The organism is Kribbella antiqua (assembly GCF_004345665.1).
GTDB lineage: Bacteria > Actinomycetota > Actinomycetes > Propionibacteriales > Kribbellaceae > Kribbella > Kribbella antiqua.
Genome location: NZ_SLWR01000003.1, coordinates 412,749 through 431,735, shown reverse-complemented (window position 1 = coordinate 431,735; position 18,987 = coordinate 412,749). Strand labels below are relative to the sequence as shown.

Below are 18,987 nucleotides of genomic sequence, written 5' to 3'. Positions count from 1 at the left end.
TCGAGACAGCGAAGATGACCGGATATGGCCAGACCCAGGGTGCCGGCGCGGGCGAGAGTTGAGGCACTTGCTCAAACCTCAGGAGGATCGAAGTGCTGGCAAAGGTGTTCCCCATCAAGCTGAAGGACGGCAACCAGGCGGCAGCCGAGGAGATCGTGCAGGCATTCGCGCCGCAGGGGCCGGGAGCCGAGGACGGGACGTTGTCGTTCCGCGTCTACCGGGATCCGGCGAACCCCGACTACCTGCTGTTCGTCGAGCATTTCGCGGACCAGGCGGCGTACGACGCGCACACCGGGTCGGCGGCGTACCGGGAACTGATCGCGGGTCAGTTCGCCGAGCTCATCGTCGAGTTCGTCGAGATCGACCACGAACTGGTGGTCAGCCTGTGAGCCTGTTCCGGGAGTTGCATGCGAACCCGCCGTTGGTGTTACCCAACGCGTGGGATGCCGGGTCGGCGCGGGCGATCGAAGCAGCCGGGGCTCACGCAATTGCGACGACGAGCGCCGGGGTGTCATGGGCTGCCGGTGTCGCGGACGCGGGCGGTTTGAACCGTACGACGGCCGTCGCGGCGGTGCGGGCGATTGTCGCGGTGGTCTCGGTGCCGGTGACGGCAGACATCGAGTCCGGGTACGACGATGTGTCGTTGACAGTTGCCGAGGTCATCGAAGCGGGTGCCGTCGGCATCAATCTCGAAGACAGCGCGGCCGGAGCTTTGATCGATCCCGCCTTACATGCTTCACGTATCGCGACTGCGCGGGAGGTGGCGGTTGCCGCTGGCATCGATCTGGTGATCAACGCGCGTACAGACACCTACTTGTTCGGCGACGGCTCCGGCACCATCGACCGGGCAAAGCTGTACGCCGAAGCGGGTGCGGACGTCCTCTTCGTACCGGGCGTCGTCGACGCGCCGACGATCCGGCGGCTGGTCGAGGAGTCACCACTCCCACTCAACGTGATGGTGGGTCCCGGAGCGCCGACCGTCCCCAAGCTCACCGAACTCGGCGTGACAAGAATCAGCGTCGGCCCCGCCATCACTGCAGGTGCATACGGCCTAGCCGCAGCCGCCGCGCAAGAACTCCTCACCACCGGCACTTACAAAGTGCTCACCACCGCAGCCGAGTTCGGAAAACACAACAACCTGCTCCGCTGATGCCGGGAGCCGCCGCCACGCTCAGGTGGCGGGGGCTCCTCGTGCGACCATGATGTGCATCGCTGCCAACGAGCGCCATGGACGCAGGTCTTCGGCCGCACCGTCGAGCGGCCAGGCATCGCGCGCACCCAGCCGCATCGCGACATGATGTGCAGCCTTGCGGCTCACTCCGGGAACTGCTTCCAGTGAACGGATCAGCGTGTCGTCGCCCACGTCCAACTTGATGTTGCCTTGAGCAACTGCTTGAGCTAGCGGGCCGACCAGTTCGGCCGCGGCCAGCACCTCGGCGGAGGGGAAGGCGTGGGTGAGTCCGTGGCCGAGGCCGGGGACCGGGACGCCGTACGTCGTGACGAGTTTGTGGAGTACATCGTGATCTCGGACGACCGCTTGTACGGCGACCTCGAACGGGCCCCACGCGCCCAGCACCCGGATCCCGGGGCGTTCAGCAATCAGTGGGCCGATCGTCGGGTCCTCCGCGAGCAATGTGCGGGCGAGCAGCGGCTCGGACTGCAGACCGACGAGAGCCGCGGCGCGTTCGGCGACGTGGATCACGCCTTCCCAATAAGGAAGATGGGCCGTCAGCAACAAGTGATCAGGTCCGCCAGGGCCGATCTCGAGTAGGCCAGGGTCGCCGTCGAGTGAGATCGTCCGGCGATAGATGCCGTCCTCGACCGACTCCACCCCGGGGATCGCGTGGTCCGCAAGGAAGCCCGCCATCGCGTCCCAGTCGTACGGCGGGTTGTACGGCAACCGGAGCACCAGACCGCCATCCGCGACGAGCCGGTCCGTCCGGCGCCGGCGATCCCGCAACTCCCGTGGTGTCGCCCGGAAGACCTCGCGGATGGCGCGGTTGAATTGCCGCAGACTGCCGAACCCCGACGCGAACGCGACGTCCGCGATGCCGAGGTCGGTGTCGTCCAGCAACCGACGGGCGAAGTGCGCCCGCCGCGACCGCGCGAACTGGTCCGGTGTGACACCGAGGTGCTCCTGGAACATCCGCCTCAGATGCCGTGCCGAGAGGCCCAAACGCGCACCGAGCGCGGCCTCACCCGACTCGTCCAGCACCCCGGCGATGATCAGCTGCACCGCCCGGCAGACGAGCTCGGGTGCGTCATCGGCGATCGTCCCCGCCACTCGGTACGGCCGGCAACGCAGGCAGGCCCGGTACCCGGCGGCTTCCGCGGCCGCGGCCAGCTCGAACGTCCGTACGTTCTCGGCCAACGGCTTGGCGCCACAACCCGGGCGGCAGTAGATCCCCGTCGTACGGACCGCTGAATAGGTCGTCACTAGTCCACCCTCGCCCCCAGACCGCACCCGCTCCAGCCATATCCGGACACACTAACCACGCGCACCGACAGTTCCCGGAGGCGACTGAACGTGGGTCTTACGTTTGGTGGCGGGAGAGGTTGGCGGGTGGCTAGGGTGCGGCGGTGCAGTCGAGGCCGATGGTGGTTGTGGTGAGTGGCCCGCCGGGGACCGGGAAGACGACCCTGGCGCACCGGGTGGCGGCCGCGATCGGGTGTCCGGCGATCTGCCGTGACGAGATCAAGGAGGGGATGGCGCACGCGACGCCCGGGTTCGTGCCGGGGCCGGCCGATCCGCTGACGATGCGGACGCTGTCGACGTTCTTCGATGTGATCGGTCTGCTGGTCGGCCGCGGTACGACGATCGTCGCCGAGGCCGCGTTCCAGGACCGGATCTGGAGCCCCGGTCTGACGCCGTTGCTTGCCCGTGCCGACCTCCGGATCCTCTACTGCACGACCGCGGCCGACGTCGCCCTCAACCGCATCAACGCCCGCACCACCGACAACCCGAACCGCGGAGCGCACGAGGACGCCCAGATCCCCGACGACGCCCGCCTCCGCACCCACACCGCCTTCGAACCCATCACCCTCCCCGCCCCCACCCTCACCATCGACACCTCCAACGGCTACAACCCACCCCTCCCCGAAATCCTCGCCTTCCTGTCCCGCGGAACCTAAGGACAGGAGGTAGTCGCCCGCCTCCGCGTGCGCCCCTGCGAAACAAGCCCGTTTCGGGGACTACCTCCTGTCCTTCGGTCCCTAACCGACCGCCGCTCGCACCGCCGGCGCGATCTCCTGACCCCAGCGGGCCAGCTGAACGTCGTACGCGTCGGGGCCGGTCGGGAACAGCGTGAAGCCGGCGGCGCCGTGGTTGAGGACGGCGTCAGTGAGTTCCTCGATCCACTGGGCCGGGGATCCGCCGATCCACCGCCCGTCCTCGTCGCGAGTACGACGTACTGGAGATGCCGTGATCGCGCCCGGGAAGTTGTAGATCGTCGCGACATCGGAAGGCTTGCGGCCGACTGAGAGCGCTGCCTCGTCGATGATCGGGCGGGACCAGCGGTAGCGCTCGCTGAGCCAGTCGGCAGCGCGACCCGGGATCCACCCGTCCGCCTGCCGACCAGTCGCGGCGAGCGACTTGGGTCCGTTGGAGCCCGTCCAGATCAGCGGCGCCGCGACCTTCGCCGGCGCGAGGTCGCCGATCGGGTAGTGCTTGGTCGGTTCCGGGTGACCGCCGTCGGACATCGCGCGGACCAGCTTCATCGCCTCTTCGAACGCCTCGACCGCGTCGGCCGGCCGCAGCTCCGGCACGCCCATCGTCGTGATCCGGTCCCACGCTCCCCCGGCGCCCAGGCCGAGGACGAACCGTCCGCCCGACAGCGCCGACAGCGAGGACGCCGTACGTGCGAGGACCGGAGCCGGGCGCAACGGCAGGTTGGTCACGTTGACGAACGCGGAGAGGCGCTCGGTGCGGCCGAGGAGATAGCCGATCCCGGCGTATCCGTCCAGCAGATCCGCGACGTAGGGGTGGTCGGACAGGCTGACATGGTCGAGCCCGTCCCGGTCGGCCTGCTCGGCGAGCCGCAGGATCTTGGGTACGTCGCGGACCTTGTCCGGTGAGCCATATCCGAACCGCACGTTCATCTCTGCCTCCTTGGCAATGCTTCGTAGGCCTAAATAGTAGCCCTACGAAGTATCAACCCTGCAAACTATCCGTACTGCGGACTACAGTGGAGGCATGGCGACGAAGACAGCGGTGGATGCGGATCTGGCCGGTGCTCTCGTCCAGACGATGCACGTCCTGCAGGACCTGTACGCCGAGACGAGCCGGCCGCTCGGCCTCACCCCGCAGCAGGCCCACCTGCTCTGCGTGCTCCTGGGCGGACCGCTCGGCATGACAGAGCTCAGCCGCATCCTGAGCATCGAACGGTCCAGCCTGACGAGCATGGTCGATCGCCTCGAGCGCCGCGACCTGGTCGCCCGCATCCCCGACCCCAAGGATCGCCGCGCCTGCCAGATCGAGCTCACCACCGCAGGGCTGCAGCAGGCACATGAAGCCCACGACGCTTTCACCCAGCGCATCGAGGCCCTGACTGCCGACCTGAGCTCGACTGCCCGTCGTACCCTCGCCACGACCCTGACCGGAATCGTGGCCCGCGCCTGAAACTCAGTCGTTGCGCGGGCGGGTGAGGGTGAAGGATTCGAAGACGGACAGCTCGCCGGCGGGGCCGAGCACGTCGTAGTAGGTGACGTGCATGGTGGTTGAGCCGCCGCGGGTGCCGGGGTCCACGGTGAAGGCGGCGAAGCCGTACGGATGCGCCGCGTTCCGGGCGGCCGACCAGGGTGCGTCCTCTCGGACGTAGACCGGCGGACGCTTGCCGGTGACCGAGTCAGGTGCGCCGACCGCGGTGATCACCCGGCAGGCAGGCGGGTTGAAGAGCACCCCGTTGGATCCGACCGACGTACCGCCACCGCCGATGACCATGTGCACGGTGCCCTTCGAAGTGTCGGCGACGGACGCGTTGGTCGATGCCGGGATCGGCGTTAGCGTCTGGTTCCGCTGCTGTCCGCGGATCGGGTGCGACCGCTCGTAGTGGTGTTCGTGGCCGCAGACCACCAGGTCCACGCCGTACTCGTCGAACAGCGGCACCCATTCCTGGCGGATGCCCAGATCGGCGCCGTTGGCCTGGTCGGCGCTGCTGACGACGACCTGGTGCATGCACACGACGATCCAGTCGATGTCACGGCTCGCTCGGGTGGCCTTGAGCTCGCGCTCCAGCCATTCCTTCTGCGCACCCTGGGAGTAGCCGCGGATGTAGCTGTTGCCGCCGTCCTGGTAGCAGACGTCGTCGTTGGCCAGGCTGATCACGCGGACCGATCCGACCGTGAACGCGTACCAAAGTCCGCGCGTGACGTCGGTCTGCCCCTGCTGCCGTGGCAGGGCGAAGTACGTCTGGTAGGCCTCGTAGCCGATCGGGCCGTTGCCCAGTTCGTTCTCGTGATTGCCCGCCGCCGGCATCCACGGGCGGTTCCGCGCGCTGCGGGTGTTGTTCTCCCAGAAGTCGTTCCAGGTACGAACGCGATCCTCGGACAGGTTGGCGTAGCAGAGATCCCCGTTGAAGAGGTGGAACAGCGGACGTACCCGCTCGACCCCGGCGGTGACATCTCCGGCAGCCGGCGAACCCAGGTTGTCGTTGACGTACGGCGGGTTGGCGATCGACGTACCCGGCGGCGGAACATAGCGCTTCCCGAGCGTGGGCGTGCCCTGATCGCCGAAGCTCGTGAAGGTGAACTTCGCCCGCCCCTTCGGAGCGGTGTGAAAGGTGCCGAACTCAGCGTCTGCTCCCTCATGTACGGCGGCGTAGACGTACTCGGTGCCGGGGCGCAGCCAGCCGGCCTTGGCGTGGTGGACGTAGACCACCTGGCCGGACTTGGCGTCGGTGTAGCTGCTGGTGACAGCGGCAGCCGTCCGCTCGAAGTTCCCGTCCGGACCACCGAGCAGCACCCGAGGACGTCGTACGGGTTGGCGGGTGTGCCATGACACCACGAGCTCGGTCGATGGGTCTGCCCCGAACTGCAGATGCAGGCCGCCGACCCGCGGAGTAGTGATGGGGTCGGCGGCCGGCTCCGCGTGCGTCACCGGCGCGGCTTCCGCCGTACCGGTGAGCACTGCTCCACCTGCCGCTACGCCCGCGGTCGCGAAGAACCCGCGACGTGAAAACCGCGCCTCGAACAACTCTTTGTCATCGGTCACACCACCACGCTGATCCTCGCGGGTGGACCGCCCGGTGAACCTGAGGCGAAGGTCCTGCTAGGACTTCGCGGCCAGATAGAGGCGCAGGATCGAGTCGTAGTCGACGACTTCGGCGGCTGCTTGCTTGAGCTCGTCTGGGGCGACGGGTTGCTGGGTGCTGATGATCAGGACCTTGCGCGGGTCGCTGATGTCCACGTCGTACTTCGTCTTGGCGAAGGCACGGTTCTCGGCGGACTTGAAGTAGTCCTCGTACCGGGCGAGCTGGGCGGCGCCGTCGGCGACGGGGCTCTTGAAGGATCGCCGGTGCTTCCTGCTCTCGAGGAGCGGGAGCTGGAGATCGCCGACGATGTGGCTGCCGTCGGCGCGCTCGAGGATGAAGTCGGGTGTCAGCTCGGCGCCTTCCGACTCGAGGGACGGACGGCGGATCAGCCGGGTCGCGTCGAACGCCGACAGCAGGATGCTCTCGTGGTCCTCGAGGAACTGGTCGACGCCCTGCAGGCCGTGCGCCAGATACGTGCTGGCGAAGCCGGCCGGCTTCAGGTCGGAACCCAGCGGCGCGGTCAGAGTGCCGACCGGATCGAGATGAGGCGCCGCCGAGATGTAGTTCTGCAGGAAGTTGAGGTACTGCTCGGCCGGCTCGGACCGGTGGATCGCGAGGGCGAAGAACGTCCAGTGCACCCGGACCGACGAGTCCGCCGTGTGCACGAGCAGGACCCGGTCGAAGGTCGAGTAGTTCCCCGGCGCGAACTGCAGCAGCTGGTCGCCAGGTCCGACGTACTCGCCCCCGATGATGTTCTCCGCCGCCGGGAAGCTCGAGGTGAGCGTACGGCGGCCGGACTCGGTCGCGATGGTCGCGTCCTTGAACAGGTTCTCCCCCGGCAGCGTCACGACCGCGGATGGCGCGGCGGCGTCGAGGCCGAAGTACTGCTCGATGCTGTCCGCCTTCTGCCGCCGCACCTCGAGGGAGCGGTACTCGCGGCTCACGCCGACCAGCTCCACGATGTTCCAGTCGGGGGTCTCGGTCAGCACCATCATCCGGGGGTACAGCAGCTCGCCGGGCAACTCGCCCCCGTGGCTGCCGGGCAGATGCTCACTCACACTCCGCAGGTGATCGCCCCAGAACTGACTGTTCACCTTGACGAACTCGGTGGGTTTCATCGCCCGCTCTCCTCAATCGGCCAACCTCGGTCGTAAACAACCAACTCCCAGCCGTCCCACCCCTATTCCCCACCCCTCGCACTACTCCTGCAAGGTCACCCTCCAGCCAGCCGTCGAGCCCGCGCAGACATGACCGTCTCTCCGAGAGGTTCGGCGGACGACAGCGCCCGGATCGCTATCGTGCGCCCCCGGGGACAGGAGCGGCAACGGCCTGCCACTCCTCGTCGGAGACGCGGAGCATCCTCGTGCCTGACAGAGCGACGCCTGCGCCCGCGATGGTCCAGAGCACCACATCGCCCGCCGTCCCGCCCAGCGGAACGAACTCGCTGAGGAAGCCTGCAGTCACGAGTGCCGGGGTTGCTTTCGGCGCCCATCCTTCGCGCCGGAGCGCGAAGGACAGCATCACGACCCCCACGCCGCCGAGCAGCAGGAGCGGCATCGCCACCGGGAACACGTGCGCCGCGATGCGTTCCACGACCGGCACCAGCTCGGCGCGGTGGCCATCCTGTGGCAGGCCGAGCAGCACCAGGAACAGGGTCGCCATCACGGCGTGGCCCAGAGCCCCGAGGAGCGCCAGGACGCCACCCAGGTGCCCGAGCCTCGCTCCGCGTGACCGGAGCACTTGCACGCTGCCGGCGACTGCGACCGCCCAGAACAGCACGCCGGGTCCACCGATCGCGACGGAGGTCCCGATCCGGACGGCGTGCGCCGCCGCGGCGTCGTACACGTCGGTAGCACGCTCACCGATTACCGGCTGGACGACTGCGGCGCCGAGCATGGACAGGGGCCAAAGGATGAGGGACAGGCCGGTGGCGGTGCGGTGGACCTTGCTGACGTTCATGGCTTCTCCTGGTCGCGTGTGCGGTGGCGGTGGATGTGTCAGTGACGCTAGGGAGTAAGGCCGACTCCGGGCGTCTGCTCCGGCGCTCGATTCGGTGGTCAGGAGGAGGACCCGGTGTCTGTCTCAAGGCAGTCGCGGCAGTGGTCTGCGGCCACCTATCGTGAGCAGATGATGACCTTTGCCGGCGCTTCCGCGGACGCTCGCGTGGATGCCACACCCCGGGTGGTCAGCCGCTGGGTGGATATCGCGCTGGCCGCGCCGCTCACGGCCGGATCTCAGATCGCGGCGTGGAGCGGAACCTTCCGCGGCCCGGTGGGTGTCAATGCGCTGCTCGCCCTCGCCATGACGGTCCCGCTGTTCTGGCGCAGGTCGCGGCCGCTTCCCGTGCTCTCGATCGTGGTCGCGGTGGTCGGGATCCAGGCGCTCGTGTTCGGAGCCACGGAGACCGCTGCGGTGCTGCTTCCGCTGCTGGCCGCCGTTTACTCGGCGGCAGCGTACGGCGGACCCGCGTACGTGGTGGCGTCGATCGCGCTGCTCGGCATAGTGGTGCACGACCTGCGCGACCCGCTCGTGGACTCCCCGTCGCAGGCGTGGTTCTCACCGCTGGTCACGACGGCCGTCTTCGCCGTCGGCCGGGTGGTGCATTCCCGACGGTGCCAGGCAGAGGAGGCCGTCGCCCGGGCTGCGGTCGCCGAGCGCGACCGGGAGCAGGCGATTGCCGACGCGGTCGAGTCCGAGCAGCGCCGCCTCGGGCGCGAGGTGCACGATGTGGTCGCCCACAGCATCAGCGTGATGGCGCTGCATGCCGGCGCAGCAGAGCAGGTGCTGGACCGCTCACCCGAGCGTGCCCGTGAGGCACTGCGCCTGATCCAGCGCACGGGCCACGACGCGGCCCGCGAGATGGGCAGACTGCTGTCCCACGAAGACGGCGAATCGCGCGAGCCGCTGCCGTCAATGAGCGCGGTGCCGGAACTGCTCGGCCGGGTCAGGGCGGCCGGCCTGGACGTCGACATGATTGTCGAGGGCGCTCGCCGGGACATGACGCCTGCCCTGGACCTGTCCCTGTTCCGTATCGTGCAGGAGGGACTGACCAACGCCCTCAAGCACGCACCGTCAGCCCGCACCACGGTGCGCGTGCGCTATGACAAGGACGCGGTTTCCGTGGAGGTGCTCAGCGAGGGACCAACCGCGAGGCACGAGAACGGCAGCGCAGGACGGGGTCTCCGCGGCATCGCCGAGCGGGTCGACGCTGTGGGCGGCCGTCTCGAGGCCGGCCCCCACGCTCCCTCGGGCTGGCGGCTCGCCGCCGTCGTGCCGGCCCCATGAACTCGATCCGGATCCTCGTCGCCGATGACCAGCCGGTCGTGCGAAGCGGCCTCCGAATGATCCTCGAGGGCCACCAGGATCTCGCTCTGGTCGCCGAGGCCGGCGATGGGAGGGCTGCCGTGCGGCTTGCGCAAGAGCACGCCCCAGACGTGGTGCTCATGGACATCCGAATGCCGGGTTTGGACGGCATTGCCGCCACCCGCGCACTGGCTGAGTCCGGCTCCGACTCACGGGTGCTGGTGCTGACGACATACGACCCCGACGAGTACGTCTACGAGGCGCTCGCCGCCGGCGCCTCCGGATTCTTGCTCAAGACCGACAGTCCGCAGCGGCTCCTGGAGGGGATTCGGGCCGTATATGCGGGCGAGTCACTGTTCACGCCGACTGTGACCCGGCGGCTTGTGGAGAGATACGTCGAGACGCCACCACCTCGCGACCCACGAGAAGCGGTGCCGCTGCTCACCCAGCGGGAGATCGACGTACTGCTTGCCGTGGCAGAAGGGTTGTCCAACGCCGAGATCGCCGGACGTCTCTACATCGGCGAGGGCACGGTCAAGACGCACGTCGCGCGCATCCTCGCCAAACACCGTCTGCGAGACCGCGTCCAGGCAGTGGTGCTGGCCTACGAGACGGGGCTGGTGCGCCCGAGAGGCGAACCTCCTGGCTGAAGCGATCCTGACAGACTAGAGGGCCTCGCCCCCGACCCGCATACCCACAGGTCGGGGGCTGGTTTCGGCGGCCGGTCAGTTGACGAAGTCGGCGAACATGCCGGGTTGGTAGGAACCGCCCGGCGTACGCACGATCACGTTCATCCGGTTGGCGGCGTTGATCAGCGCGACCTGGGCGATCAGCGCGGCGATCTGGTCGTCGTCGTAGTGCTTGCGCACCTGGGCCCAGGTCTCGTCGGACACACCCTGGTGGTGGTCGGCGAGCCGGGTGCCCTCCTCGGCGAGCGCCAGCGCGGCCCGCTCCGGCTCGGTGAACACGGTCGCCTCACGCCAGACCGCGACCAGGTTGAGCCGGACCGCGGTCTCACCGGCGGCCGTGGCGTCCTTGGTGTGCATGTCGGTGCAGAAGGCGCAGCCGTTGATCTGGCTGACGCGCAAGTTCACCAGTTCCTTCGTGGTCTTCGGCAGCGTCGACTGCCCGAGCATCACGTCGAGGCCGGCGAAACGCTTGCCGAACTTCAGCGCGAACGGGTTGTCGAGCATGTTGAATCGGGATTCCATCGCTTTGTCCTCACTCGTGTCGTCGTACTGACGACCACAAGATGCCGGCGAGCCGAGTTCTGTGACACCGCGGTGAGGTGACGTAGGCCACTGTCACAAGGCGCCTTCGGCCGGTGTCTTGTGCGTGTGACAGAGTCTGGAGAGATCATGACGGATCCCGCCACCGAGGCTTTCGTTGCCCATCGCAACCTGCTGTTCACGGTCGCCTACGAGATGCTGGGCTCGGCCGCGGACGCGGAGGACGTGCTGCAGGAGACCTGGCTGCGCTGGGTGACCGTCGACCTCGCGTCCGTCCAGGATCAGCGCGCGTACCTGGTCCGGATCACCACCCGCCAGGCGCTCAACCGGCTGCGCACGCTCGGCCGGCGCCGCGAGTCGTATGTCGGACCCTGGTTGCCCGAGCCACTGCTCACCGCACCCGACGTGGCCGAGGACGTCGAACTGGCCGACAGCGTCTCGATGGCGATGCTGCTGGTGCTGGAAACGCTCAAGCCGACCGAGCGGGCGGTCTTCGTACTGCGCGAGGTGTTCGACCTCGAGTACGACGAGATCGCCGAAGCCGTCGACAAGACCCCGGCCGCGGTTCGCCAGATCGCCCATCGGGCCCGGGCGCACGTCGCCGAGCGCCGGCCACGCGGAGCCGTCTCCCCGGCCGAGACCCGCGGCGCGGTCGACGCGTTCCAGCGAGCGGTCGAAACCGGCGACCTGCAGGACCTGCTCGCCATCCTCGCCCCGGACGTCGTCCTCCTCGGCGACGGCGGCGGTGTCAAGCAGGCAGTGCCGTACCCCATCGTCGGCGCCGACAAGGTGTCGCGCCTGCTCGCCATCGGCCTTCCCAGACTCCACAGCCAGGCTTCGGTCGAACCGGCTCAGATCAACGGCTCCCCGGCCCTCGTCGTACGCATCGACGGCGAGATCGACAACGTCGTGGCCCTCCGTATCGACTCAGGCCTGATCACCGGTCTCTACATCGTCCGCAACCCGGAGAAGCTCTCCCGCGTCGAGCAGGAGACCGCCGTCAGCCGCTGACGATCGTGTCGTCGACCACGGAAAAGGTCATCACGACCTGACCGTCCGTCCGGGTCAGGAATCGGATGGGCGCACCGGGCAGGTCCTTCGCGAACCAGAAGACCTGCTCGGTCGTGCCATCCCGCACTGTGTACCGCAGGCAATCGAATACCCCGATCGCGGTGTCGATCCGCTCAGACTCGATCGTCGTACGGTCGGCCGGGAACGACGCGTGAGCCTGCAACTCACCCCACGTCTCCCGCTCGGCCTCAGGTTGCCCGAGCGGAGACCCGTCCAGCGCCACCCGCGTCCGCTCTATCACCGCGCCGGCTTCGTCACATTCGACGTACCGGCTGATCCGGACAAACGCCTCCTCCCCGACGTCGACCCGAAGCCGGGTGGTCCGTCCCTCCGGACACCCAGCCCGAATCTCCTCAGCCGTAAACGGCGTAGCCGCCCGCCCAACCCCAAGCACCCGTGGATCCTCACTCCCATCCACCATCGCCCCTCCTCCACCAGACTCTCTCGCAGTGTCGCAGGTGAACCGCTACCAGCTCTCAGCTCACCAAGCCTTGCCTCCCGGGGGTTGTCCTCTGTGGACTACCTTGAGGCTGCCCCTGGGGCAGGCCCCATCCTGGGAGGCCGGAAGACTGAGGAGGCCCAGATGGATCTACTCGAACCGCCTCGCGTTGTCGAGCGGCCGCAGCGGGACTATCTCGGCATCCGCGTTGTCACCCCCTTCCGCGGCATGTTGAGCACCCGGAATGAACTGATCAGCGAGCTCAGCGCCTGGCTCCTGCGGCAGAACATCGATGACGTCGGCCCGTTCTTCCTGCGCCTGCATGTGATCGACATGAGCGGCCCGATGGACTTGGAGGTGGGCGTCGTCACGCCGGGCCCGCTCGCCGGTGATGCTCGCGTGCGACCGGCCGTGCTCCCGGCCGGCCGCTATGCGACGCTGACCTACCGCAACCACTCCCTCCGCGCGAACCGTGCCCTGATCGAGTGGGCCGCCGCACAAGACATCGCCTTCGACCGAAGCGACGTTGCCGAAGGCGACCTTTTCGCCTGCAGGTACGAGGCATTCCGCACCGATCCCCGCACGGAACCACGGAAAACGAAGTGGGAAGTCGAACTCAACATCCGCATCGTAGGCTGACGCCGACAGGCTGACCGTCCAGGCTCACCGCCGCGGGCTTGGGGAGGATGTGCATATGAACGAGGACGAGGACTTCCTGGCTGAGCAGGCGGAGGTCAGGGCAGCCGAGGCCGAAGGCGAACGCATCCGGAAGGAATTCGAGGACGCTGCCGCCGACCCGGCGGCCCACCTGGAATGGATCCGTCAGTCCAATCTGATCTACGGCGGACTGGCAGGCGCCGGTCTGGTGGTCGTGCAACCATTCCTGACCGTTGACTCACTCAACCTGTCGGCACTGGTGTGTGTCATCGCGATCGCCATCTCGATCCCGTTGCTCGCCGCGTTGCTGGTGCTGAATCGGCAGGAGGAGTTTCGGCGCCGGGCGAGCAAGTCGTGGCTGGTCAGCGTGGCCAAGTCGCTCGCCCAAGGCTCGGCGTTCGTCGGCATCACGGCGGCCTTCTGGCACATGTCCACTGTCGCGGGGATCGTGTTCCTGGTCGTGGGGTGCTTCGCGGTGGGAGTGCACTCGTCGGGCTACATGCATCTGGAGTACGACTCGAAGTTCCGCTCTCGATTCCGCCCCAGCAAGACACCCGAGGCGTAGCACCCTAGTTAGGTTAGGCTGCGCTAATACTGCCTGGCCTGGCTGGAGGTGATTCGTGGGGGACGCGCGTTTTCTGGCCGGTTGGGTGAGGGTGAGCGCGGAGTCCGGCCGGCTGCTGGAGGATCCAGATCAGCTGGCTGTCGACGTCGCCCACGTGCGGCACGAAGGCAACGGCGTGTACCTGGTCACCACCGGTACGGGCGAGATGTTCCGGCTGATCAAGCGCGTCGGGCCGCTCGATCCCGGCAGGAAGCTCGAGTACGCCGTCCACGTCGACGACGGGGATCCCTCGCACAACGGTGAGTTCGACGGCGCGCCCTGGTACGACGGCGATTTCGACGACGTGCCGACGGTCGAACTCACGCTCTCCGATCGGCTGTCGGAGGATGATGTCGCGCCGGCGCTCGCGAGGGTCCTGGCCGAGTCGACGGCTGTGCTCCGTGGTGCTGGTGACCCGCGTGACATTGACGGTGTTTTCGTGCCCGGCGTTACGCCTGATGGTGTCTTCCGGCCCGGCGGTACGCCTGACGTTGACGCCGTACAGCGGCCTGTGGACGCCGGTCACCGCGCTGAGTTGCGGCAACGCGGGCTGCTGGAAAGGCGGCTGGGCGACGAGCTCGCCGGTAGGTTCCGGGCCAGAGGCACCGTACGCCGGGCCGCCGTACGCAAGGAGATCCGGAAGCTCGCCCTCACCATGGGCGTGGCCGATGGACAGCCGAACGCCAAGCTGCTCCGTACGCTCCTGACCGAGGACGAGCGGGCGATCCTCGACCGCGCCAAGGACCGCGCCCGGCCGTTGGAGGAGCGCGTCGATCAGCCGGGGTATCTCGCGAAGGCGGTCGGCAGCTCGGGGGTTTCCTCGGTGGTGATCGGCGCGGCTGCGGCGGCGTTCACCGGAAACCCGCTCGTCGGTGTCGGCATCGCGGTCCCGACGATTGTCAACGCGGCTGTCGGCTCATTCACCGAGCGGCGTCTGGACCGGAAGAAGGCGACCGGCCGGAAGCCGGCGTACAACGCCGACCGGCAGCAGCGCGAGTACGACTATCCTGGTCTGCTCGCGCTTCTCGACGGGCCGGAGCGGGTCCGTCCGCCGGTCAAGAAGATGCCGAGGGCAACGGCTTGGCGCAACTATCTGATCCGGCACAGCATTCCGACGCTGGCCACGGCAGCGGTTGCGGGCGCGCTGACGCCGTTCGGGGTGCCGGCGTTGTCGACGGCTCTGGTCATCGCCTCGTCGGCCCTCGCCAAGTCGCTCGCGGAACGCCTGGTAGATATGAAGAAGCTGGAGTTCCGGCTTCGTCGGATCGACGCGGCCGAGCGGGACCGGCTGTCCGACCCCACTCTATATGTCAACCAGCTGGTCACCGAGTTCTCCGAGCTGCAGGCGCGGCTCGACCGCGTGGTCGCCCGGCAGGGGACGGAGGCTGCTGCTGCTTCGGACGTGCCGGGGGCTCCGCCGTACACGGTCAGCCTGTCCGCCCAGCTGATCGAGAACGTCTCGGGCGCCGCGCGCCGCGCGTTCGTCGGCGGCAACCGCGGCCAGACGGTCGATGTCGACCCGACGGCGCTCGCCCGGCACGTCAGCGCGCAGATGGAGAGCCTGATGAGCGCGGTCGGTCCCGGGCTCCTCGGCGCGGTGACCGGTGCAATGGGTGACCAGTACTTCCTGAACCGCGATGAAGCCGGCCGGGACGCCTCGAAGCTGTGGTCGCGCGGCCACCAGGAGGCCGCCCAGGCGGAGGCGCTCGCCGGGATTCTGGAGCCGCGGCTGCGCGCGTTCCGGGAACTGACCGAGCGGTTGGAGGAGTTGACCGGCGTACCTCCGGACCTGTCCGACCGGGGTCTGCCGGTGGTGACCGAGCCGCCGGCTGGTCCTCGTCCGTCGGCGCGGGCACCGTGGTCGGCGTACGCCGTCCAGGTCGCCGCGGGCTCGCTCGGCGGAGTGGCCGGTGTGGTCGGACTCGACCAGCTCTTCGACGTACCGGATCTCGCGGTCGTCCTGACCGCTGCCGGCGCGACGGGGTCGATGGCCGCGACCCCGGTCGCGCGCTCGTTGTTCCGTCGTCGCGAGCTCCTGGTCCACGAAGGCCTGGAGACGAACAAAGCGGTCAGGTCGGTCAACCAGTCCGAGCTCCTCGAGCAGCGGGCGATCACGCGCTACCTGATGACCCAGCTGTCGATGCGGGCCGAGGCGATCGCCCGTCGTACCGCATCGCCTCGCGTGACGCTGGCGCCTTTGGAGGCGTCGCCGTACTACACGGACCATGTCCGAGCCGCCGTACGGCGGGCAGAGCTCGACAACGTCCCGTCGGGCCAACCGGAAACCCCCTTCGACACCGACGCCCGTACCGACCGGGTGCAAACCCTCGAACGCATCGACCACTGGGCCGCCGAGGCCGACCGACTCGAGGCGCTAGGCGTCTCGGGCGCAAACGCACACGAGAAGGTCCGACTCGCAATCGCCCGCTACGAGTCAATTGCCGACAGCAACGGCACGCGCCACCGCTTCCCAGACCTAGCCACCGTCAACCGAGCCGACGGCCGCCGAGTCACCGGCGGCGCGACTTCGCAGATCCGCTCCGGCGTACACCAAGCCGTACGCCGCCTGGTCGCAGAACCAAGCGGCAAGCCCTTCCTAGCCGAACGCCTGATCACCCTCGAACACCTCTCCCGCCTAGCAGACGCCCTCGACCACCACGCGACCCACGGAACGGACGACTCGCGCGCACACTTCCAGCAACAGTTCGACCAGACCCTCGCGAAGGCGAACCAACTGTGGCGCGAGGCCGGCACACCCAACGGCCTGGTCCTCCCCGCCCTGTCCGAGACCGAGCAGACTGGCGGGCCTGAACAGCCTGGCCCGGACAACGAACTGAAGAGGCTCCGACAGCTGATCGACTCGCCACGAGCCAACATCCGCCGTACCGAAGACAACGCCGGAGCCCGCCGCACAGAAGGCGGCGCCGGCCTCCGCCGCACGAACGACGGCGACCGCGGCCGGTAATGCTGACGTCGGAACCGGGGAGCAGCACGCACCGAATCCGGCAGGTAACACTCCCCAGTCCGGCTTTGCGATCATCGGCCGGCAGGACTGGGCATCAGGCGGATTTGTGGCGGGCGCCGCCTTCGATGTGGATCGTCTCGCCGGAGATGAAGCCCGCTCGGAGGAGCCACATCACCGTGTCGACGACGTCCTCGGTCTCGCCGTGGCGTCCGACGAAGGTGCCGGCCGCGCTCTTGCTCAGCAGCCCGGCCTTGTTGTCACCAAGGCGATCCCATGCGCCCGAGTCCACAACGCCAGGCGAGACGGCGTTGACCCGCACCGGAGCGAGATCCGCCGCCAGGTGGCGCGCCGCGTACTCGACCGCACCGTTCGTGATCCCCTTGACCAGCGAGCCCGGCCCAGGCCGCCAGCCGACGACGCCGGAGAACATCACCATCGACCCGGTCGGCCGCAGTACCGAGGCGAAGTGCTTGGCGACCAGCATGGGGCCGATCACCTTCGCCGTGAACGCACCCAGCAGCTTGTCGCGATCCAGCTCGGTCGCGCGAACGTCGTGCGGCGCCGAACCGGTCGTCACGAGGTGATCGATCCCATCCTTCAGCCGCTCCGCCGCAGCCGCGATCGTCGCCTCATCCTGCAGATCGACCCGCACCGCGGTGGCGCCGATCTCGCGGGCCAGCACGTCGGCCGCTACCAGATCACGCGCACCGACAACTACGTCGTACCCGTCCTTCACCGCACGCCGCGCCACGGCCGCGCCGAGCGCCCGCGCACCGCCGATGATCAGGATCCGCTCCATGCGTCTCACTCCTTCTCGTAGGATCGAGAGCCACGGTATGGATTTGATACCGGTACCTTCAACGGAACTGGGAGCAGCCCCCATGGGCAAGGCGTACAACGTGATGGCAGCGACCTGCCCGAGCCGCACCGTGCTGCACCGCATCGGAGCCCGCTGGACCGTGTTCGTCGTCAACGCCCTGGACGACGGACCTCGCCGCTTCACCGAACTGAAGGCGCACATCCAGGGCATCACCCCCAAGGTCCTGACCGAAACCCTGCGTTCCCTGGAAGCCGACGGCCTGATCAGCCGGCACGAGTACGACGAGAACCCGCCGCGCGTCGAGTACGCCCTGACACCCCTGGGCCGCTCCCTGCTCATCCCACTCCGCGCCGTACGCCTCTGGGCCGAACAACACGTCCCCGAAATCGAGGCAGCCCGAGCCCGTCGACCCTAGCCAGCCGGCCACAGCAAGAGAGCCCCTGATCTACGTTTCCGCAGCTCAGAGGCTCTTTTCGTGCTGGTGGCGGGTGCAGGGTTCGAACCTGCGTAGGCATACGCCGACAGATTTACAGTCTGCTCCCTTTGGCCGCTCGGGCAACCCGCCAGGGTGCTGCCGGTTCGTGAACCGGCGTGGGAGACGATACAACAGAGAGTGCCCCTGACAGCAAATCGGAAAGGAACTGCCCATGGCTTCGGAGTCCTCCTTCGACATCGTGAACAAGGTCGATCGCCAGGAGGTGGACAACGCCGTGAACCAGGCGGCGAAGGAGATCAGCCAGCGGTTCGACTTCAAGAACGTGGACGCGGGCATCAAATGGTCCGGCGAGAACATCGACCTGCAGGCGAACACCGAGGAGCGGGTGAACGCCGTCCTGGACGTGTTCAAGGACAAGCTGGTCAAGCGGCAGATCTCGCTCAAAGGGCTGGAGGCGGAGGAGCCGAAGCTGTCCGGCAAGGTGTACAAGATCACTGCCTCGATCAGCGCCGGCATCACCCAGGAGAACGCGAAGAAGCTGTCCAAGCTGATCCGCGACGAGGGCCCCAAGGGCGTCAAGGCGCAGATCCAGGGCGAGGAACTGCGGGTGTCCAGCAAGAGCCGCGACGACCTGCAGGCGGTCCAGGCACTCATCAAAGGCCAGGACCTCGACTTCGCGGTCCAGTTCGTCAACTACCGGTGAGGTCGTGCAGCAGGAAGTGAAGCTGCATGTCGCCTGACTGGTCCGTCCAGAGGGCGTCTGCGTCCAGTACGGCGGCTGACACCACCCGGGCCTCTTTCACCAGGTCCGGGTGGTGGTTGAACCCTGGCCAGGGCAACACCGGGAAGCCGTGCTTCTCGCCGTACTCGCGGACCAGGTGCGTGTCACCGGCGGCAGCAGCGGGTAGCGAGTCGTTGGCCCACGACCAGAGCCAGGACGACTCCGCCAGGCTGACTGTGCCGATCAGGGTGAGCCTGGCAGTCCAGACGACCGTACCGGCGCGTGACCACGTGATTGCGGCCTGCTTGAGGTCCCAGTGGTACTGCACGTCTTCGCCGAGCAGCTCGACCAGCCGCTGCTGACGGGGTGCGGCACGCGTCAGCGCCTCTTGTACGACGTGCTCCCAGGCACTGTGATCGTGGTCCATCCGACGGATCGTGTCAGCTGCCAGGGCCAAATGCCGTCGCCAGCACGGGCTGCAGCGGGCATGCTGG

21 protein-coding genes and 1 tRNA gene are annotated in these 18,987 nt (G+C 68.0%); 12 read left to right on the top strand and 10 right to left on the bottom strand.

The features are described 5' to 3' along the window. The first annotated feature begins 92 nt into the window (after nucleotides 1-92). Both EV646_RS11495 and EV646_RS11490 read left to right on the top strand, forming a co-directional pair. Nucleotides 93-389: a putative quinol monooxygenase gene (locus EV646_RS11495; protein ID WP_158290944.1), complete on the top strand. Its 297-nt coding sequence runs from the start codon at nucleotides 93-95 to the stop codon at nucleotides 387-389. Further along, on the top strand, nucleotides 386-1,150 hold the full coding sequence (locus EV646_RS11490) for an isocitrate lyase/PEP mutase family protein (RefSeq protein WP_132147322.1): 765 nt from the start codon (nucleotides 386-388) through the stop codon (nucleotides 1,148-1,150). Before EV646_RS11495 ends, EV646_RS11490 begins: the two co-directional genes overlap by 4 nt. Nucleotides 1,151-1,171: 21 nt before the next feature. Here the strand turns inward: EV646_RS11490 and EV646_RS11485 are convergent, their stop codons facing one another. Continuing rightward, entirely contained in the window at nucleotides 1,172-2,437 is a 1,266-nt protein-coding gene (locus EV646_RS11485) for an AlkA N-terminal domain-containing protein (protein WP_132147319.1), read from the bottom strand. Between the two features lie 143 nt (nucleotides 2,438-2,580). Between EV646_RS11485 and EV646_RS11480 the strand changes: the two genes are divergently transcribed. After that, complete coding sequence (locus tag EV646_RS11480; RefSeq protein ID WP_241995759.1) at nucleotides 2,581-3,132, top strand: P-loop nucleotide/nucleoside kinase family protein; 552 nt, start codon at nucleotides 2,581-2,583, stop codon at nucleotides 3,130-3,132. Between the two features lie 81 nt (nucleotides 3,133-3,213). On the opposite strand, the gene EV646_RS11475 is transcribed toward EV646_RS11480, so the two are convergent. Further along, on the bottom strand, nucleotides 3,214-4,098 hold the full coding sequence (locus EV646_RS11475; RefSeq protein ID WP_132147316.1) for an LLM class flavin-dependent oxidoreductase: 885 nt from the start codon (nucleotides 4,096-4,098) through the stop codon (nucleotides 3,214-3,216). Between the two features lie 94 nt (nucleotides 4,099-4,192). Between EV646_RS11475 and EV646_RS11470 the strand changes: the two genes are divergently transcribed. Further along, entirely contained in the window at nucleotides 4,193-4,618 is a 426-nt protein-coding gene (locus EV646_RS11470; RefSeq protein WP_132147314.1) for a MarR family winged helix-turn-helix transcriptional regulator, read from the top strand. Between the two features lie 3 nt (nucleotides 4,619-4,621). Here the strand turns inward: EV646_RS11470 and EV646_RS11465 are convergent, their stop codons facing one another. The 3 genes from EV646_RS11465 to EV646_RS11455 all read right to left on the bottom strand — a co-directional run bounded on the left by EV646_RS11465 (nucleotide 4,622) and on the right by EV646_RS11455 (nucleotide 8,207). After that, nucleotides 4,622-6,208 carry a purple acid phosphatase family protein gene (locus EV646_RS11465; RefSeq protein ID WP_132147311.1) on the bottom strand — a complete coding sequence of 529 codons (1,587 nt, stop codon included), beginning with the start codon at nucleotides 6,206-6,208 and terminating at the stop codon, nucleotides 4,622-4,624. Nucleotides 6,209-6,265: 57 nt separating this feature from the next. Beyond that, on the bottom strand, nucleotides 6,266-7,366 hold the full coding sequence (locus EV646_RS11460; RefSeq protein WP_132147308.1) for a hypothetical protein: 1,101 nt from the start codon (nucleotides 7,364-7,366) through the stop codon (nucleotides 6,266-6,268). A 175-nt stretch (nucleotides 7,367-7,541) separates the two neighbouring features. Next, a complete protein-coding gene (locus EV646_RS11455; RefSeq protein WP_132147306.1) occupies nucleotides 7,542-8,207 on the bottom strand; it encodes a hypothetical protein in 666 nt (221 codons plus the stop codon). A 168-nt stretch (nucleotides 8,208-8,375) separates the two neighbouring features. Here EV646_RS11455 and EV646_RS11450 point away from each other — a divergent pair, with 168 nt between their 5' ends. Together EV646_RS11450 and EV646_RS11445 are read left to right on the top strand one after the other, a co-directional pair. Next, nucleotides 8,376-9,533, top strand: coding sequence for a sensor histidine kinase (locus EV646_RS11450; RefSeq protein WP_132147303.1), 1,158 nt, complete (start codon nucleotides 8,376-8,378; stop codon nucleotides 9,531-9,533). Beyond that, complete coding sequence (locus tag EV646_RS11445; RefSeq protein ID WP_132147300.1) at nucleotides 9,530-10,201, top strand: response regulator; 672 nt, start codon at nucleotides 9,530-9,532, stop codon at nucleotides 10,199-10,201. Before EV646_RS11450 ends, EV646_RS11445 begins: the two co-directional genes overlap by 4 nt. 75 nt (nucleotides 10,202-10,276) lie before the next feature. Here EV646_RS11445 and EV646_RS11440 read toward each other — a convergent pair whose 3' ends face one another. Beyond that, a complete protein-coding gene (locus EV646_RS11440; RefSeq protein WP_132147297.1) occupies nucleotides 10,277-10,762 on the bottom strand; it encodes a carboxymuconolactone decarboxylase family protein in 486 nt (161 codons plus the stop codon). 147 nt (nucleotides 10,763-10,909) lie between these two features. On the opposite strand from EV646_RS11440, the gene EV646_RS11435 reads away from it, so the two are divergent. Beyond that, nucleotides 10,910-11,791, top strand: a complete 882-nt coding sequence (locus tag EV646_RS11435) for an RNA polymerase sigma-70 factor (protein ID WP_132147294.1) — start codon at nucleotides 10,910-10,912, stop codon at nucleotides 11,789-11,791. Here the strand turns inward: EV646_RS11435 and EV646_RS11430 are convergent. After that, nucleotides 11,781-12,272, bottom strand: a complete 492-nt coding sequence (locus EV646_RS11430; protein ID WP_132147291.1) for a hypothetical protein — start codon at nucleotides 12,270-12,272, stop codon at nucleotides 11,781-11,783. The genes EV646_RS11435 and EV646_RS11430 overlap by 11 nt on opposite strands. Nucleotides 12,273-12,365: 93 nt before the next feature. On the opposite strand from EV646_RS11430, the gene EV646_RS11425 reads away from it, so the two are divergent. From EV646_RS11425 to EV646_RS11415, 3 genes are read left to right on the top strand one after another with little or no spacing between them, the layout of a single operon-like run. Then, the gene (locus EV646_RS11425; RefSeq protein WP_132147288.1) at nucleotides 12,366-12,929 is read left to right on the top strand and encodes a GyrI-like domain-containing protein; all 564 of its coding nucleotides are present in this window, start codon (nucleotides 12,366-12,368) and stop codon (nucleotides 12,927-12,929) included. 55 nt (nucleotides 12,930-12,984) lie between these two features. Beyond that, nucleotides 12,985-13,512 carry a hypothetical protein gene (locus EV646_RS11420; RefSeq protein WP_132147285.1) on the top strand — a complete coding sequence of 176 codons (528 nt, stop codon included), beginning with the start codon at nucleotides 12,985-12,987 and terminating at the stop codon, nucleotides 13,510-13,512. 55 nt (nucleotides 13,513-13,567) lie between these two features. Further along, nucleotides 13,568-16,516: a hypothetical protein gene (locus tag EV646_RS11415; RefSeq protein WP_132147282.1), complete on the top strand. Its 2,949-nt coding sequence runs from the start codon at nucleotides 13,568-13,570 to the stop codon at nucleotides 16,514-16,516. Between the two features lie 94 nt (nucleotides 16,517-16,610). On the opposite strand, the gene EV646_RS11410 is transcribed toward EV646_RS11415, so the two are convergent. Next, nucleotides 16,611-17,315 (bottom strand): SDR family NAD(P)-dependent oxidoreductase, encoded by a 705-nt coding sequence (locus EV646_RS11410; protein ID WP_199236930.1) that lies wholly within the window; start codon nucleotides 17,313-17,315, stop codon nucleotides 16,611-16,613. A gap of 82 nt (nucleotides 17,316-17,397) precedes the next feature. On the opposite strand from EV646_RS11410, the gene EV646_RS11405 reads away from it, so the two are divergent. Beyond that, a complete protein-coding gene (locus EV646_RS11405; protein WP_132147276.1) occupies nucleotides 17,398-17,751 on the top strand; it encodes a winged helix-turn-helix transcriptional regulator in 354 nt (117 codons plus the stop codon). Nucleotides 17,752-17,815: 64 nt separating this feature from the next. Here EV646_RS11405 and EV646_RS11400 read toward each other — a convergent pair. Next, a tRNA-Tyr gene (locus tag EV646_RS11400) sits at nucleotides 17,816-17,901 on the bottom strand. 82 nt (nucleotides 17,902-17,983) lie between these two features. On the opposite strand from EV646_RS11400, the gene EV646_RS11395 reads away from it, so the two are divergent. Continuing rightward, nucleotides 17,984-18,475, top strand: a complete 492-nt coding sequence (locus tag EV646_RS11395; protein ID WP_132147273.1) for a YajQ family cyclic di-GMP-binding protein — start codon at nucleotides 17,984-17,986, stop codon at nucleotides 18,473-18,475. On the opposite strand, the gene EV646_RS11390 is transcribed toward EV646_RS11395, so the two are convergent. Next, complete coding sequence (locus EV646_RS11390) at nucleotides 18,462-18,920, bottom strand: DUF6882 domain-containing protein (RefSeq protein ID WP_132147270.1); 459 nt, start codon at nucleotides 18,918-18,920, stop codon at nucleotides 18,462-18,464. The genes EV646_RS11395 and EV646_RS11390 overlap by 14 nt on opposite strands. Nucleotides 18,921-18,987 lie beyond the last annotated feature (67 nt).